We start from the raw sequence: 14,949 nt of genomic DNA on the forward strand, positions 1-14,949 counted from the left end.
CCGAATGGCCCAAGGACTTACTGCTTTTTCAACAGTTTGGGATTGATCGTTTCGTCTGGGTTGAGGAAGCCGCCCGCATATAGAACGACGCGTTCGCTGCCGTCCAAGCCTTGTTCAATAACCAAGCCTTTTGCGGTCACTGGGCCAAGCTTAACCAAGCGCTGCTGCACCTTGTTATTCTTGCCGACAATATACACAAAGCTGCCTTGGCTGCCCGTTTGAACGGCAGATTCGGGCAATACAGGTGCCGTCATCGCGCCGGATTTGATTTCAACAGAAGCAAATCCACCGGGGCGCAACGCCTTATCAAATGGCAAGGCAATGCGGGCCATGCCCTGACGGCTTTGCGCGTCAATCATCGGCGAAATCTGCCAGATATTGCCGTTAAACACGCGATCAACGCCAACAGGGGTCACGGATGCAGGAATGCCGACCGCGATCTGCGCCAGATCAGCTTCGCTCAGCTTTGCCTGAAGCTCCAACTGGCCATCTTTGGCTATGCGGAATAATATGCCGCTGCCCGCGGACACCGTCTGTCCGGTCTCCACATTGCGTTCCAGCACATAGCCCGAAACAGGCGCACGGACGTCAAGCCGCGCATTGCGGGCGCGGGTTTCGGCCAGTTGCGCGTTGGCAACATTCACCCGCGCGCGCGCGGAGTCGCGGTTGGCGGTCTTGCGATCTACATCTGCCTTGGAAACAAAACCACGCTCAACCAACTGCATCGCGCGATCAAGTTCGTTTTGGGCAAGTTGCTGGTCAGCGCGGGCGACACCGATCTGTGCCTCAAGCGCGGCGGCCTGCTGCGTTTGTACCGAACGGTCAAGGCTCACTAAGACTTCGCCCTGTGTCACCCAATCGCCCGCATCGACATAGACCTTAAGCACGCGTCCGCCTTCGCCAACGACGCCGACGGGAATTTCGCGGCGTGCGGCCAATGTGCCAGTCGCGTTAATCGCGCGCATCACGCTATCGCGGCCCGGGGCGACGACGGTCACGGTCTGCGCTTGGCCAGCCTTATCGGCATCGGTGGGTGCAGTGGTGCGGCTACCAAAGAAATAATACGCGGCCCCCGCTATAATCAGAATCGCCATGATGATGGCTGCAATGCTGGTCCGACGCTGGTTCCGATCGCGGTTGTCCTGCAAAATCTCGCCATTTAGCGTCGCGTTCATCGTCGTTTCGTAATTCATACCGGAGTTCCAAATAATTTATTCAGGGAGTGCTTACGCCCCCATGTTGTTCGTATTATGGCTGTATTACCCTAATAAGTCACTGTCCGCAAGCCGCAGCACGCCAAAGGATCAAAGGTTTATAGAATATCGCAGATGCCTATGCGCAACAAACCAGACTGACGCCGCATATGTTTCGACAAACAACGTATAAGCGCGCCGGTAAATGTTACTCCAACGCTGTTCAATCCGGCGCGACAATATGACTGGACGTGGGACTATCCAGAAAACTGGCAATTCATGGACGAAGCTTATAGGGATGCAAACGCATGACCGATGACATTTATCATTCTGATTTTCAACTTGGCCCTGACCTGAAAGGGAAGCGGATCGTCGTTGCTATGTCGGGCGGCGTTGATTCCTCCGTTGTTGCGGCGCTGGCGGCGCGCACGGGCGCGGAAACCATTGGCGTCACGTTACAACTTTATGATCATGGAAGCGCCGTAAAGCGGGCAGGGGCATGCTGCGCCGGACAGGACATACGCGACGCACGCGCCGTCGCCGATAAGCTTGGCATCGCGCATTATGTTTTTGATCATGAAAGCCGCTTTCGCGAATCGGTTATCGACCATTTCGCCGATGAGTATATGGCGGGCCGGACGCCCATTCCGTGCGTGCGATGCAATATGGGCGTGAAATTCACAGATCTTTTCCGCCTCGCGCGGGAATTGGGTGCAGATTGCCTTAGTACCGGCCATTATGTCCGCCGTGTTGAAGGGCCAAATGGAGCTGAACTGCACCGCGCCGCTGACCCGGCACGCGACCAAAGCTATTTTCTGTTTGCGACCACGCAAGACCAATTGGATTATCTCCGCTTTCCCTTGGGCGACATGCCTAAACCGCACGTTCGGGCCATTGCGCGGGAAATGGGGTTAATCGTGGCGATGAAGCCCGATAGTCAGGACATCTGTTTTGTACCCGATGGTGATTATGCCAGCGTTGTCCGTGAAATTCGGCCTGATGCCGAAGTCGGCGGGGACATTGTCCATCTGGATGGCCGCATCCTTGGTCAGCACAAAGGCCTGATCCATTACACCGTTGGCCAGCGCAAAGGGCTTGAGGTTGGCGGGCAGCCAGTGCCTTTATACGTCATCCGCCTTGATGCCACGACGCAGCGTGTGATTGTTGGGCCGCGTGCGGCGCTTGCTGTCCAAGCTGCGCGTATCATCGATGCCAACTGGCTCTCCGATATCGGCAACCGTTCCGTAATGGCAAAGGTGCGGTCTATGTCGCGCCCTGTGCCTGCGCGTTTGGATGGCGAATGGCTTCGTTTTGACGCGCCCGAATATGGCGTTGCGCCCGGACAAGCGGCTGTATTATATGACGGTGACCGCGTGCTTGGCGGCGGCTGGATCGAAGAGACATTAGCGGTGGAGATGGCCTCTGCCGCTTAAAAATGTGCGCTTTACTGAATGGGGGGTTCGGGATGCATTTGAGGGAAGCACAACGCGATATGCGCCGGGCCTATGTCAACGGTGGGGTTGGTATTTTCGTATCCGGACTATTGTGGGTAATCGCAGGGACGGTCACTTTCTATGTCGACCTGTTTTCTGGCATGGCCACTTTGTTTTTTGGCGGTATGCTGATCCATCCATTGTCGTTGTTTCTTGCGCGGGGGGTATATCGTCGGGGGAGGGCGCGCGCGCCGAACCCAATGGAGATGCTCGCGCTGCAATCGACGGCGTTCCTCATCATTGGCCTTGTCATCGCATATCTGGTTAGCGGGACATATGGTGATTGGTTCTTTGCCATTGCCTTGGCGGTGGTGGGGGCGCGTTATCTGGTGTTTCAGACGGTCTACGGCATGCGCCTTTATGTTATGCTCGGCCTAGCCCTAATTGCCATCGCCGCCGTCGCTTTCTGGGCCGGCATCACGCCGGCATTTGTCGCCTTTGCCGGGGGCGCGACCGAGTTGTTAATTTCGGCGTTCATTCTTGTGCCGGCAAAACGTTAGGGTCAGGACCTAGCTTAAAGCGCCTCGATTTCCGCCGCGTTCAATTGAACACATCCAAAAGCACCGCGCCGTTCCGCCACAGCTTCGGCCAGAAACGGCACCGACGCATAAACGCGTTTATTTTCCGGATCGTCGCTCAAACGCACCATCTCCATGCCTTTTTCCTTGTCGGTTTCACACGACGCCATATCGCGACCTTCCATATAGCGGCATGAGCAGGTGACATGCGCGCCATAAGCGGCGCCAACCCGCGCCTGTCCCTTGATGCTGTTCCAGTTCCACATCAACCACAGGGCCGCAATTAGGACGATGACCGCAACGACAATCTTCAACCTCTTGAACCGAGGTTGCGATGCTTTTGGTCTTTGGGTCGAAGTTGCGGTTGCCATAAGCTCTCCATTTGGTAAATCCATGCGTTCTATGCCTAGAAACAAAATCCTCCTCGCCGCAACCGCTTTTTGCGCCATCTCTGCACTCAACCTATCTGGATGCGCTGCGGAGCCACCTGCCAAGCCTGCTGGTCCGGGTGTTAGCATGGTTGCCGATGATGCGGTGATCAGCAAAGCAAAGCTTGCCGCTGCTATAGCGCCCTTTTTTGAAGATCCCGTGGTTGGTGAAACCCGCGCGTTGGTCGTCATGCATGGGGGGCGTGTTATCGCCGAACGCTACGCGCCGGGATATGGACCGGACTCCAGGCTCATCAGCTGGTCCATGGCCAAAAGCGTGACTGCCGTCTTGGTTGGCATGATGGTGGCGGACGGTCGGCTGGCCTTGGATGAACCTGCAATCGTGCCCGAATGGCAAACGCCCCGCGATGGTCGTGCGGCGATAACATTGCGCCATTTGCTGCATATGTCGTCGGGTCTGGACCACACCGAAATGGCGGAAGGCAGTGTGGCGATTTTTGACGCAGACACGCCGCGCATGCTGTTTCTTGATGGCCGCGAAGATGTTGCACGCTATGCAGAAACGCGGCCCTTGGAGGCCGTTCCGGGCGAGAAGCACGAATATAGCACGGCCACCAGCCACATACTCGTCGACATCATGACGCGGTCGTTGACGGATAGCAAAGACCCCGTTGTGCGCCGGGATGCGATGTTGGAATATGCGCGCGGCCGTTTGTTTGAGCCGCTGGGCATGACAAGCGCCTTACCTGAATTTGACCGCAATGGCACAATGCTCGGCGGAAGCTTTATCCACGCCACCGCGCGTGATTGGGCAAAATTTGGCGAATTTTTGCGGAACAATGGCTCGGTGCGCTCTGCGCAAATGATGCCGACAAGCTGGATGCGTTTTATGAAGACGCCAAGCAAAACCGATGCAAGCTATGGCGCGCATATATGGTTGAACCGGAAACGTAAGGAAGGCCGCGATCCAGTGCTGTTTCCCGGCAAGGCACCATCGGATGTCTTCGCCGCATTGGGACATTTGGGGCAGTTTGTAGTGGTGTCACCGCAGCATCGCCTAACGATTGTGCGGTTAGGTAATACGCCAGATAATCAGCTTGATCCTGTCAACGACCAACTGGCCAAGCTGATTTCGGCTTTTCCGAAGCCTTAGGGTCAGGACCACTTAAATCCACCTTCGCGGCGTCAAAATGGCAAAGATATAGAAGTAAAATGGCCGCCGCAGGCAGTCATTCTGCCTGCAAGGGCATTTTGCTTTGAGATCGAAGCCATTTTGGCGTCCTTCGGATTTGACCCATTTTGTCCATTGCCGCGTTGGCAAAGCTAGACTTAGAACCACTAAGTCCTGCGCTTACCGCCTTGCACTGAACAAAATGGCTTCAAACCGCGAAGGTGGATTTAATCGGTCCTGACCCTAAAGCTTCGCCACGGGCGCGTCGTCGCCAAGGTCTTCAAACCATGCTTCGACCGGACCGCTGAGCTTTATCAGCAATGGGTTGCCTTTGCGATCACGCGCTTTGCCAGCCTGAACCTTGATCCAGCCTTCGGAAATGCAATATTCCTCAACTGTGGTGCGGACTTCACCCTTAAAGCGAATGCCAATGCCACGCGACAGCAGGTCGCCATCGAAATGCGCGCTCATCGGGTTAATCGACAGGTGATCGGGCGGGGTGTTGGGGCCCGCGGATATTGTTTCTTCAGTCATGTTGCGCGCTGTGCCGCAAAGCATAGCACTTGGCAATATGGCGCGGGCAGTGCAGGGGGTCGAAATGGCAAGTTCAAACAATTATGACGCGATTATCCTTGGGGCCGGTGGCGCAGGCCTGATGTGCGCTTTGACCGCCGGGCAACGCGCAAAGCGCGTGCTGGTGATTGATCACGCCACGGGCCCCGGCAAGAAAATCCTCATTTCCGGCGGCGGACGGTGTAATTTCACCAATGTGAATGCGACCACCACGCACGCGCAAGAACGCTATCTGTCGGCCAACCCGCATTTCGCAAAGTCAGCTTTAGGCCGATATACCCCGCAGGATTTCATTGATCTGGTGAGCGCGCACAATATCGCTTTCCACGAAAAGACGCTTGGGCAATTATTCTGCGACGGTTCCGCGCGGCAGATTGTCGCCATGCTGATGGCGGAATGTGACAAATCGGTGAGCTTTGGTGGTCAGGTCGATTTCGTGTTTGATGCACCCGTCGGTGAAGTGACCCATGACGGCAGCGATTATCATGTCACCTATAATGGAGTGCACGCGCAAGGCGCGGCGCTGGTGATTGCGACCGGCGGCCCAAGCATTCCGAAAATGGGGGCTACCGCCTTTGCCTATGATCTTGCGCGACAGTTCGGTTTGAAGATTGTTGAGCCACGACCCGCTTTGGTCCCGCTAACGCTTGGCGGGGATGATGTGCTGTTCCGCGAACTATCGGGCGTATCGTCTGAAGTGGTTGCCAAGCATGGAAAGGCTGCATTCCGCGAGGCTGCGTTGTTCACCCATCGCGGGCTAAGCGGCCCGGCAGTGCTTCAAGTCAGCAGCTATTGGCGGCCGGGGGATCAAGTCGAAATTGATTTCCTGCCATCATTGGATGCGACAGAATTATTGTTATCGGAAAAACGCGCACGGCCACGTGCGACTTTGCGGTCAACGTTGGACCGAGTGTTGCCTGCGCGCTTGGCCGAAGCGCTCGCCGCCAAAATTGGTCTACTCGGCAACCTTGCCGACCAAAACGACCGGAAATTGGAGGGTGCCGGCGCGCTACTCGGCAACTGGCCATTCGTGCCCAATGGCAGTGAGGGCTATGCCAAGGCAGAGGTGACATTGGGCGGGATAAGCACCGATGGCCTGTCGCAAAAGACGATGGAGGCAAAGAAAATGCCAGGGCTATACTGCATAGGCGAGGCGGTGGACGTCACCGGTTGGCTTGGCGGATATAATTTCCAATGGGCTTGGGCCAGCGGTGTCGCGGCAGGGGAAGCCATCTAAGGCCGTTGACCAAAGAAAAGGGCGCCGAAACCGACGCCCTTTTCTTTATGCAGCTTGTTTGGCGCGCGATGCTTTTTTCCGCTCATTCGGGTCAAGCAGGCGCTTGCGCAGGCGGATATTCTTCGGCGTGACCTCAACCATTTCATCGTTATCTATATAGGCAATGGCTTGCTCAAGCGTCAGGCGTTTGGGCGGGGTGAGGCGGATGGCATCGTCCTTGCCGGTCGAACGGAAGTTCGTCAGTTGCTTGGACTTCATCGGATTGACTTCAAGGTCATCTGGCTTGGCATTTTCGCCGATGATCATGCCTTCATACAAAGCTTCACCTGGTGAGACCATCAGGATGCCACGCTCTTCCAATGGGCCAAGGGCATAAGCAACCGCTTCGCCAGCGCCGTTGGAAATCAGCACGCCATTCTTGCGGCCTTCAATATGGCCGCGATGTGGGCCATATTTTTCAAACAGACGGTTCATGATGCCTGTGCCGCGCGTGTCGGACAGAAATTCGCCATGATAGCCAATCAACCCGCGTGATGGCGCGCTGAAGGTTATACGGGTCTTGCCGCCGCCCGATGGACGCATGTCGGTAAGATCGCCCTTACGCACGGCCATTTTTTCGACGACAGTGCCCGAATATTCATCATCCACGTCAATGACGACGGTTTCATAAGGCTCGGTCTTCTGGCCTTTTTCATCTTCGCGGAACAGCACGCGTGGGCGGCTGATGCCAAGTTCAAAGCCTTCACGGCGCATGGTTTCGATGAGAACACCCAATTGAAGCTCGCCGCGACCAGCGACTTCAAAGCTGTCCTTGTCTTCGGCCTCAGTGATACGGACGGCGACGTTGCTTTCGGCTTCGCGCAACAGACGGTCGCGGATCATGCGGCTTGTGACCTTGGTACCTTCACGGCCAGCCATTGGGCTGTCGTTCACTGAAAAGCGCATCGACAATGTTGGCGGATCGATTGGCTGCGCCTGAAGCGGCTCAGTCACTGACGGTTCTGCAATCGTATCGGCAACGGTTGCCGTTGTCATACCCGCAATGGAGATAATGTCGCCCGCCTTGGCTTCTTCTACGGGAACGCGCTCAAGGCCACGGAAGGACATGATCTTCGATGCACGGCCCGTTTCGACAATCTTGCCGTCAGGGTTCAATGCGTGGATCTGCTGGTTCACCTTCACGGTGCCTGACAATACAAGGCCGGTCAGTATACGGCCAAGGAAATTGTCGCGGTCAAGCAAGGTGACAAGCATTTTGAATTCGCCGTCAACGTCTGCCTTTGGCTCTGGAACATGGCTGACGATGGTTTCAAACATCGGCGTGAGCGTGCCTTCACGTGCGCTTGGGTCAATCGAGGCATAGCCATTACGACCCGAGGCATAGAGCACAGGGAAATCGAGTTGCTCGTCGGTTGCATCGAGCGAGACGAAAAGATCGAACACCTCGTCCAACACTTCCTGAATACGCTCGTCAGGACGGTCAACCTTGTTGACGACGACGATAGGCTTCAGGCCAAGGGCCAAGGCCTTGCCGGTTACGAACTTCGTTTGCGGCATCGCGCCTTCGGAAGAGTCAACGAGCAGAATAACGCCGTCAACCATCGAAAGGATACGTTCAACTTCGCCGCCGAAATCGGCGTGGCCTGGGGTGTCGACGATGTTGATGCGGGTCTTTTCACCCTTATGGTCGTCCCACTCAACCGAGGTGCACTTGGCAAGAATGGTGATGCCACGTTCTTTTTCGAGATCGTTCGAATCCATGGCGCGCTCTTCGATGCGCTGATTGTCGCGGAAGGTGCCCGACTGCCGAAACAGTTGGTCAACAAGAGTGGTTTTGCCGTGATCGACGTGCGCGATGATAGCGATGTTACGCAATGACATTTGGAAATGGGCCTTTTGGAAGGTCTTCATAGCAGCCACATGCCACCAGATTCTCGCGCGCCATTAACGCAATATGCGCTGCGGTGCAACATCGCTGGTGTTGCAATACGCGATTGCAACGGTCAAAGCGCTCTGATGTTCGCTCGTATCTTCGCTGATCGCTTTGTCATGCTGCTGCTCGCCACGATATTGTTGGCGAGTTTCTTACCCGTTCGGGGTGCGGCGGCAGAGGTCGCGTCATTGGTTTCAATGGCGGCGATCTTTCTGCTGTTTTTCCTCAATGGCCTGCGCTTGCCGCGCCACGAAGTGGTCAATGGCGTGCGCAATTGGCGGTTGCAGGGGGCGATTTTCTTTTTCGTATTTGGCGTGATGTCGGCCACTGGATTGGCTTTGTCATATATTTTCGACAATATCTTGCCGCCGACACTTGCCTTGGGGTTGCTGTTTACAGGTATCCTGCCTTCCACTCTGCAGTCGGCTGCGGCCTATTGCGCCTTGGCCAAAGGTAATGTGGCTGCATCGGTGGTTGCGGCAGCTTTGGTCAATCTGATCGGTGTACTGTTGTCACCTTTGCTCATGGCGGTGCTGGCGCATGTGGGGGAGGCGAATATTTCAGGTGCAGCCGTTGGGCGCATTGCACTCATCCTGCTTCTGCCATTTGCGCTCGGCCAAATGGCGCAGCGTTGGTGCAAACCATGGGTAGACCGCAACAAGGCGCTGGCGACGTGGATGGACCGTATCTCGATTGCCATTGCGGTTTATGTGGCGTTCTCAGGTGCGGTTGTGGCGGGGATATGGAGCATCGTGCGCGGTGATGAGCTTGCGTGGTTGGCCTTGGCTTTGTCGGTCATGTTGCTGATTGGCTTTGGCGGGGCTTGGGCCTTAAGCGGCCTCATGAAGCTACCGCGCGGCGACCGGATTACCATGCTGTTTTCGGGTGGACAGAAAAGCATCGCCATCGGCGCGCCGCTCGCCGCAACATTATTCCCGCCGGCAATTGCCGGAATGGTGCTGCTGCCGACGCTGATTTATCATATGGCGCAGTTGATCTTGTCTGCGCCGTTGGCCACGCATTTGGCCAAGGATCAGTAACGTGCCTCCCCATCGACTTGCGATGGGGAGGTGGATTGACCGAGCGCTAGCACGGGCAAGACGGAGGGGCACTCAACGCGGCGGCCCCTCCGTCATCCGAAGCTGTCGCCTCGGCTGCCACCCCCCCCATCGCAAGTCGATGGGGAGATTAGAGGCTCCTGAGCGCTTCCGATGGCCGCGCCGCTAAGATCGGGAGTGATCCGACGATGCCCAGCACAAAGGTCGCACCAGCGCCGCCAACAAGCGTCAACGCTAGGATCGAATAATCTGGCGCAAAGCTGAAGTCGAATATTTCGACGACGACATAATATGCCGCCGACATGCCAAGCAGCAGCGACACCAAACCGAGCACAACCGCCAATATGCCATATTCCAAAGCCTGCGCGCCCAAAATCTGCCGCCTTGTGCTTCCCAGCATTTTCATGATGACGCTGTCATAGATACGCGACTGGCGCGCAGCGGCGATAGCACCAACGAGCACTGCGATTCCGGCCAAGATGGCGATGGATGCCGCAGCAGCAATGGCTTGCGCCATTTGTGTTAGCAATATGGTGATCTGCGCTGTGACTTCGCCCACTTCAATCAACGACGAGGACGGGAATGTGGGTGGGATCGATTTTGCCAATATACGTTCGGCTGGCTTCGACACGGTCAAAGTCGCAACCATATTATGGGGCGCGGCGTCCAAGCTTCCCGGCGAAAACACCATGACATAATTTAAGCCGAAGTTATCCCATTTGACGGTGCGCAAGGATGCGATCTTGGCGGGAACCTCAACGCCAAGCAAGCTGATTGTCAGGGTATCGCCCACGCCGACGCCCAAGCTTTCGGCGGCTTCTGCCTCAAGGCTGACCAAGGCAGGACCATCATAATCCGCTGGCCAAAATGTGCCCGCGACAATCTCACTGCCTTTGGGCAGGGCGCTGCTGTAGGTCAGTCCACGATCTCCGTTAAGGATCCATGCGCCTTCGGGCAGCTCTTCCAACTGATCCACACGCTGGCCACCAAATTCAACAATAGTGCCGCGTAAGGCGGGTATCATGTTGATGGTAGCTTTGGGATCGGCTTTCTTGACCATTTGCGTGAACTGGGCAGCGCCATCGCGTGGGATGTCCAATGCAAAGAAGCTTGGCGCGCGATCCGGGACGCTGTTTTTGATCTCATTATTGATGCTTGTCTGAATTGCGGCGAGCGTTACGAACAAAGTAAGGCCAAGGCCAAGTGCCACGACCAATGCCTGCGTCTGCGCGCCGGGGCGGTGCAGGTTTGCAAGCGCGAGCCGCGGCAAGGGCGCGTTAGGCCGAGGGACGCGTAAGGCGATAAAGCGCAGTAACCAAGCAATGCCCTTGAGCAGCAACAGCAGGCCAAAGGCCGCGCCGATAAAGGCGAGCGAGAATAAAGGCTCTCGCGCCGACAGCACTGCGAGCGCGATGATCGCAAGAATGGCTGATATCGACCAAATCGCGCTGCGCCGGTCGATGCGGGCGTTGCCTTCCACAATCGCGCGGAACAGGCCAGCGGCCGGTACCGTTCGCGCACGGGCCAAGGGCGGCAATGCAAAGGCAATGGCGATCAACAGGCCATAGATCGCGCTGACAAGCAACGGCAAAGGATGTAGGTTAAAGCCCGGCGCGACCGGCAATATGTCGCCAGCCACCCAGCCAATAACCATAGGCATGACGCTGCCCATCGCAAGGCCAGCGATAATCGCGCCTGCGGCAACGGTCAGGATTTGAAGCATATAGATACGGAATATTGTTCCACTGTCTGCGCCAGTAACCTTTAAGGTCGCAATGCTGGCGCGCTTGCTGACGAGGTAGCTGCTCACGCCATTGCCGACGCCAATGCCCGCGATGACCAAGGCAGCAAGGCCGACAAGCGTCAGGAACTGGCCCATACGCTCAATAAAGCGCCTTGTGCCGGGGGCACCGTTGGAGCGATCCGTGACGTCCCAACCCGCGGACGGGAACTGCGCCTCAAGCGTTTTTGCGACTGCAGCGGCGTCTTCGTTCGCTGCCAGCTTGACGCGGTACTTTGCCTCATACATGCTACCCGGCTGGATGAGGCCGGTGTCTGGCAAGGCCGCCATATTGATGATGGCAACAGGGCCAAGCGTGAAGCCCTCGCCCAAGCGGTCGGGTTCTTCGGCGATGATGCCCGCAATCTTAAATCGCGCCTCGCCAAAGCGGACAATGCCGCCGGGTTGAATGTCGAGCCGTTCGGCCAAGGTTGGCCCGATGTATATTTCGCCTTTTGCAGGCGCCATTACAGTGTCGCCATCGCGCAATGTCAGCGTGCCATAATGCGGGTAGATATTGTCGATAGCCTTCAACTCGGCGAGCAAGCTGTCGCTGCCAGTTTGCGCGCCTATCGCCATTGCCCGCAAACGGATGGTTTCGGACACTGTGCCTGCCTTGCGCATGGCGGCCATTTCCGCCTGCGTAGCTTCACGTTGCGCGATCCCGATTTCGATATCGCCGCCAAGGATGGTCTGACCACGCCGTGACAGTTCATCGGCTATGCCAGCGGTCAAGCTGCCAATAGCCGCGAGCGTCGCAACGCCCAGGAATAGGCAAATCGCTAGCAACCGGAGCCCATGGATACGCGCGGAAAGGTCACGGCGCGAAATGCGCCAAATGGCCGCGAGGGGAAGGGTCAAGCCACGCTCTCCACCACATGGCCGTCCTGCATGGAAATCACCCGGTCACATTTGCGCGCAAGTTCGGGGTCGTGGGTGATGATCAACAAAGTCGCGCCCAATGCGGCGCGGCGGTCGAACAAGAGGTCGATAATTGCCGTGCCTGTGGACCCATCCAAATTGCCTGTTGGTTCATCGGCAAAGATGATCTTTGGCCCTGCAGCCATGGCGCGGGCTATGGCAACACGTTGCTGTTCGCCGCCGGACAATTGGGATGGATAATGGGTGAGCCGATGGCCAAGGCCGACGGCTTCGAGCTCGCTTTGTGCGCGGCCAAACGGGTCCCCCAGACCAGCCAGCTCCAAGGGGATAGCAACATTCTCAAGTGCGGTCATGGTGGGCAACAGGTGAAACGCCTGCAACACAATACCAATGCGACCACGCCGTGCGCGGGCGAGTTCGTCTTCATCCAGCTTAGTGAAATCCAGACCATCGACGAGGACAGTGCCACCGCTGGCTTGCTCCAACCCGGCCAGCACCGCCATCAAAGAAGATTTGCCTGACCCCGACGGCCCAAGCAACGCGACGCTGCTGTCATAGGGCACCTCAAGGTCTACGCCGCGTAAAATCGACACCGATGCGTCGTTGCTGCCAAGCGTGAGGGTGACATTTGCCGCGCGGATCGCCATATCGGCTTTGTGAGTGATAGGAGCGTGCAAGGAAAAATCCTTATGAGAAATTTCTGGCTATATGGGGCGTTATGCGTCGCAATCCAAGGGTTGTCGGGATGCGGGTCAAATCCTGTAGCCGAAGATAAGACTGATGTTCAGGAAACGGCAAAGGTCGCGCAATATGACCAATTGGTCGTTGCGTTCGGCGACAGCCTTTATGCCGGCTATCGCCTTGCACCAAAGGAAGGGCTTGCCCCGCAATTGCAGGCGGCATTGCAGGCAGATGGCATCAACGCACGGGTTCATAATGCCGGGGTTTCAGGGGACACCACAGCAGCCGGTAAAACGCGGCTGGCCTTCGTGCTCGATAATTTGGACCGAAAGCCTGACCTGGTCGTGCTTGGCCTTGGCGGCAATGACATGTTGCGCGGCATCAAACCTTTAGAAACCAAAGCGAACATGGCCGCGATGATGGACGAGTTGAAACGCCGTGACATTCCGGTGGTGCTGACGGGCATGTTGGCTGCGCCAAATCTAGGTGCAGATTATGTAAATTCTTTCAACGGGATTTTCCCGGATTTGGCCAACAATTATGGGGCTTCGCTTTATCCTTTTTTCCTCGATGGCGTGGTGACGGATGCGGCCTTAATGCTGCCGGATAACATCCATCCTAATGCAAAGGGCGTGTCGCGGGTTGTCGAAGGATTATCCCCGCTGGTCGAAGCCGCTTTGAAGCGGCAAGATGAAGCTGTATTAGAAAAATAATACAGCTGGGGACGGAAGTGCTTGAAATGGTCGAGCACTCGTTCCATTTGATGTCTTATCCAATGACAGAGGGATTTTTGGCCATGTCGACTGAAACCGCAACCCAGACCGTGCGAGAGCTGAAGCTTACACCGCCGGACCCTGTGCCGACCGTGACCCCGCAACAGGCGATGGGACTGGTCCCCGTAACAGATGCGCAGCAAAGCATGTTGGCACAGCGGGTTGAGGCCTATGTCACTGACCTAGTTGCGCAGGACGTTAACAGCCCTGAATTCGGGAAGCGGGTTGACCAGCTCACGAATATGGGCCGCAAGGAAATCATGGAGGCATCGGCGCAGTCGAACCGTTTTCTTGATAAACCAATCCGCCGCATGGATGCCGAGTCTGGCGTTGGGGCGGATTTGGCCGAATTGCGCCGCGTTGTTGAAGATTTGGACCCTTCCAAAAAGGGTAATTTGATGACCAAGCAGAAGCTGTTTGGCATCATCCCCTTTGGCAATAAATTACGCAATTATTTCGACAGCTATCAAAGCTCGCAAACGCATATCAGTTCGATCCTTGGGCGGCTTGGCAATGGCAAGGACGAGCTGTTGATGGACAATGCTGCCATTGATGTCGAACGTCAAAATCTGTGGGTCGCCATGGGCAAGCTTGAGCAGATGATCGTCATGTCAAAGCAGCTTGATTCCAAGCTTGAGGAAAAATCTGCTGAGTTGGAATTGTCTGACCCAGCCAAGTCACGCGCCATCAAGGAGAGTGCATTATTTTATGTGCGCCAGCGGACGCAGGACTTGCTGACGCAAATGGCTGTGACGGTGCAGGGCTATCTTGCGCTTGATTTGGTGAAAAAGAACAATGTCGAGTTGGTAAAGGGCGTTGACCGCGCATCGACAACCACCGTTGGCGCGCTGCGTACGGCGATCACAGTGGCGCAGGCCATGACGAACCAGAAACTGGTGTTGGACCAAATCACGTCGTTGAACACGACAACGGCGAATATAATCGACAGCACTGGCAAATTGCTCCGCGACAATACCGCACGTATTCATGAACAAGCGGCGGGCGCAACTATTCCGCTGGAAACATTAAGCCGCGCGTTTCAGAATATTTACGATACGATGGATGCGATCGACACTTTTAAGCTGAAGGCGCTCGACAGTATGAAGCAGACGTCGGATGCGCTTGAGAAAGAGGTCGAAAAGTCCAAGGGCTATATCGCGCGCGCCGAAGGTCAGGCGCAGGCGGTGAAGGCTACTCAGGACAGCGGTTTGCTCGCGGCTTTGGAGGGGTGATGCCCGGTTTGCAGATTGTGTCATTCCCGGATTCGC

Annotated in this window: 13 protein-coding genes; 7 read left to right on the top strand and 6 right to left on the bottom strand. The window is 56.3% G+C overall.

Annotated elements, in window-relative coordinates; genetic code table 11:
• Positions 1 to 17: 17 nt before the first annotated feature.
• Positions 18 to 1,193 (bottom strand): efflux RND transporter periplasmic adaptor subunit, encoded by a 1,176-nt coding sequence (locus tag Q0N43_RS02495; protein WP_295442014.1) that lies wholly within the window; start codon positions 1,191 to 1,193, stop codon positions 18 to 20.
• Between the two features lie 308 nt (positions 1,194 to 1,501).
• Here Q0N43_RS02495 and mnmA point away from each other — a divergent pair, with 308 nt between their 5' ends.
• Both mnmA and Q0N43_RS02505 read left to right on the top strand, forming a co-directional pair.
• Positions 1,502 to 2,626, top strand: coding sequence for a tRNA 2-thiouridine(34) synthase MnmA (gene mnmA / locus Q0N43_RS02500; RefSeq protein WP_295442016.1), 1,125 nt, complete (start codon positions 1,502 to 1,504; stop codon positions 2,624 to 2,626).
• A gap of 32 nt (positions 2,627 to 2,658) precedes the next feature.
• On the top strand, positions 2,659 to 3,186 hold the full coding sequence (locus Q0N43_RS02505) for a hypothetical protein (protein ID WP_295442019.1): 528 nt from the start codon (positions 2,659 to 2,661) through the stop codon (positions 3,184 to 3,186).
• 14 nt (positions 3,187 to 3,200) lie between these two features.
• Here the strand turns inward: Q0N43_RS02505 and Q0N43_RS02510 are convergent, their stop codons facing one another.
• A complete protein-coding gene (locus Q0N43_RS02510; protein ID WP_366845938.1) occupies positions 3,201 to 3,575 on the bottom strand; it encodes a hypothetical protein in 375 nt (124 codons plus the stop codon).
• 31 nt (positions 3,576 to 3,606) lie between these two features.
• Between Q0N43_RS02510 and Q0N43_RS02515 the strand changes: the two genes are divergently transcribed.
• Positions 3,607 to 4,746, top strand: a complete 1,140-nt coding sequence (locus Q0N43_RS02515) for a serine hydrolase (RefSeq protein WP_295442022.1) — start codon at positions 3,607 to 3,609, stop codon at positions 4,744 to 4,746.
• 261 nt (positions 4,747 to 5,007) lie between these two features.
• Here the strand turns inward: Q0N43_RS02515 and Q0N43_RS02520 are convergent, their stop codons facing one another.
• Positions 5,008 to 5,298, bottom strand: a complete 291-nt coding sequence (locus Q0N43_RS02520) for a DUF3297 family protein (protein WP_295442024.1) — start codon at positions 5,296 to 5,298, stop codon at positions 5,008 to 5,010.
• Between the two features lie 64 nt (positions 5,299 to 5,362).
• Here Q0N43_RS02520 and Q0N43_RS02525 point away from each other — a divergent pair, with 64 nt between their 5' ends.
• A complete protein-coding gene (locus tag Q0N43_RS02525; protein ID WP_295442026.1) occupies positions 5,363 to 6,574 on the top strand; it encodes an NAD(P)/FAD-dependent oxidoreductase in 1,212 nt (403 codons plus the stop codon).
• A gap of 45 nt (positions 6,575 to 6,619) precedes the next feature.
• On the opposite strand, the gene typA is transcribed toward Q0N43_RS02525, so the two are convergent.
• Entirely contained in the window at positions 6,620 to 8,455 is a 1,836-nt protein-coding gene (gene typA / locus Q0N43_RS02530; RefSeq protein WP_295442029.1) for a translational GTPase TypA, read from the bottom strand.
• A gap of 135 nt (positions 8,456 to 8,590) precedes the next feature.
• Here typA and Q0N43_RS02535 point away from each other — a divergent pair, with 135 nt between their 5' ends.
• Positions 8,591 to 9,547 (top strand): bile acid:sodium symporter family protein, encoded by a 957-nt coding sequence (locus tag Q0N43_RS02535; protein WP_295442032.1) that lies wholly within the window; start codon positions 8,591 to 8,593, stop codon positions 9,545 to 9,547.
• A gap of 148 nt (positions 9,548 to 9,695) precedes the next feature.
• Here Q0N43_RS02535 and Q0N43_RS02540 read toward each other — a convergent pair whose 3' ends face one another.
• Both Q0N43_RS02540 and Q0N43_RS02545 read right to left on the bottom strand, forming a co-directional pair.
• Complete coding sequence (locus Q0N43_RS02540) at positions 9,696 to 12,206, bottom strand: FtsX-like permease family protein (RefSeq protein ID WP_295442035.1); 2,511 nt, start codon at positions 12,204 to 12,206, stop codon at positions 9,696 to 9,698.
• Positions 12,203 to 12,874: an ATP-binding cassette domain-containing protein gene (locus Q0N43_RS02545; protein WP_295442037.1), complete on the bottom strand. Its 672-nt coding sequence runs from the start codon at positions 12,872 to 12,874 to the stop codon at positions 12,203 to 12,205. The genes Q0N43_RS02540 and Q0N43_RS02545 overlap by 4 nt, the downstream gene beginning before the upstream one ends.
• Positions 12,875 to 12,916: 42 nt before the next feature.
• Between Q0N43_RS02545 and Q0N43_RS02550 the strand changes: the two genes are divergently transcribed.
• Complete coding sequence (locus tag Q0N43_RS02550; RefSeq protein ID WP_295442040.1) at positions 12,917 to 13,621, top strand: arylesterase; 705 nt, start codon at positions 12,917 to 12,919, stop codon at positions 13,619 to 13,621.
• A gap of 83 nt (positions 13,622 to 13,704) precedes the next feature.
• Positions 13,705 to 14,913, top strand: a complete 1,209-nt coding sequence (locus tag Q0N43_RS02555; protein WP_295442043.1) for a toxic anion resistance protein — start codon at positions 13,705 to 13,707, stop codon at positions 14,911 to 14,913.
• Positions 14,914 to 14,949: the final 36 nt, after the last annotated feature.

This window comes from Sphingorhabdus sp. EL138, assembly GCF_945882965.1.
Classification (GTDB): domain Bacteria; phylum Pseudomonadota; class Alphaproteobacteria; order Sphingomonadales; family Sphingomonadaceae; genus Sphingorhabdus_B.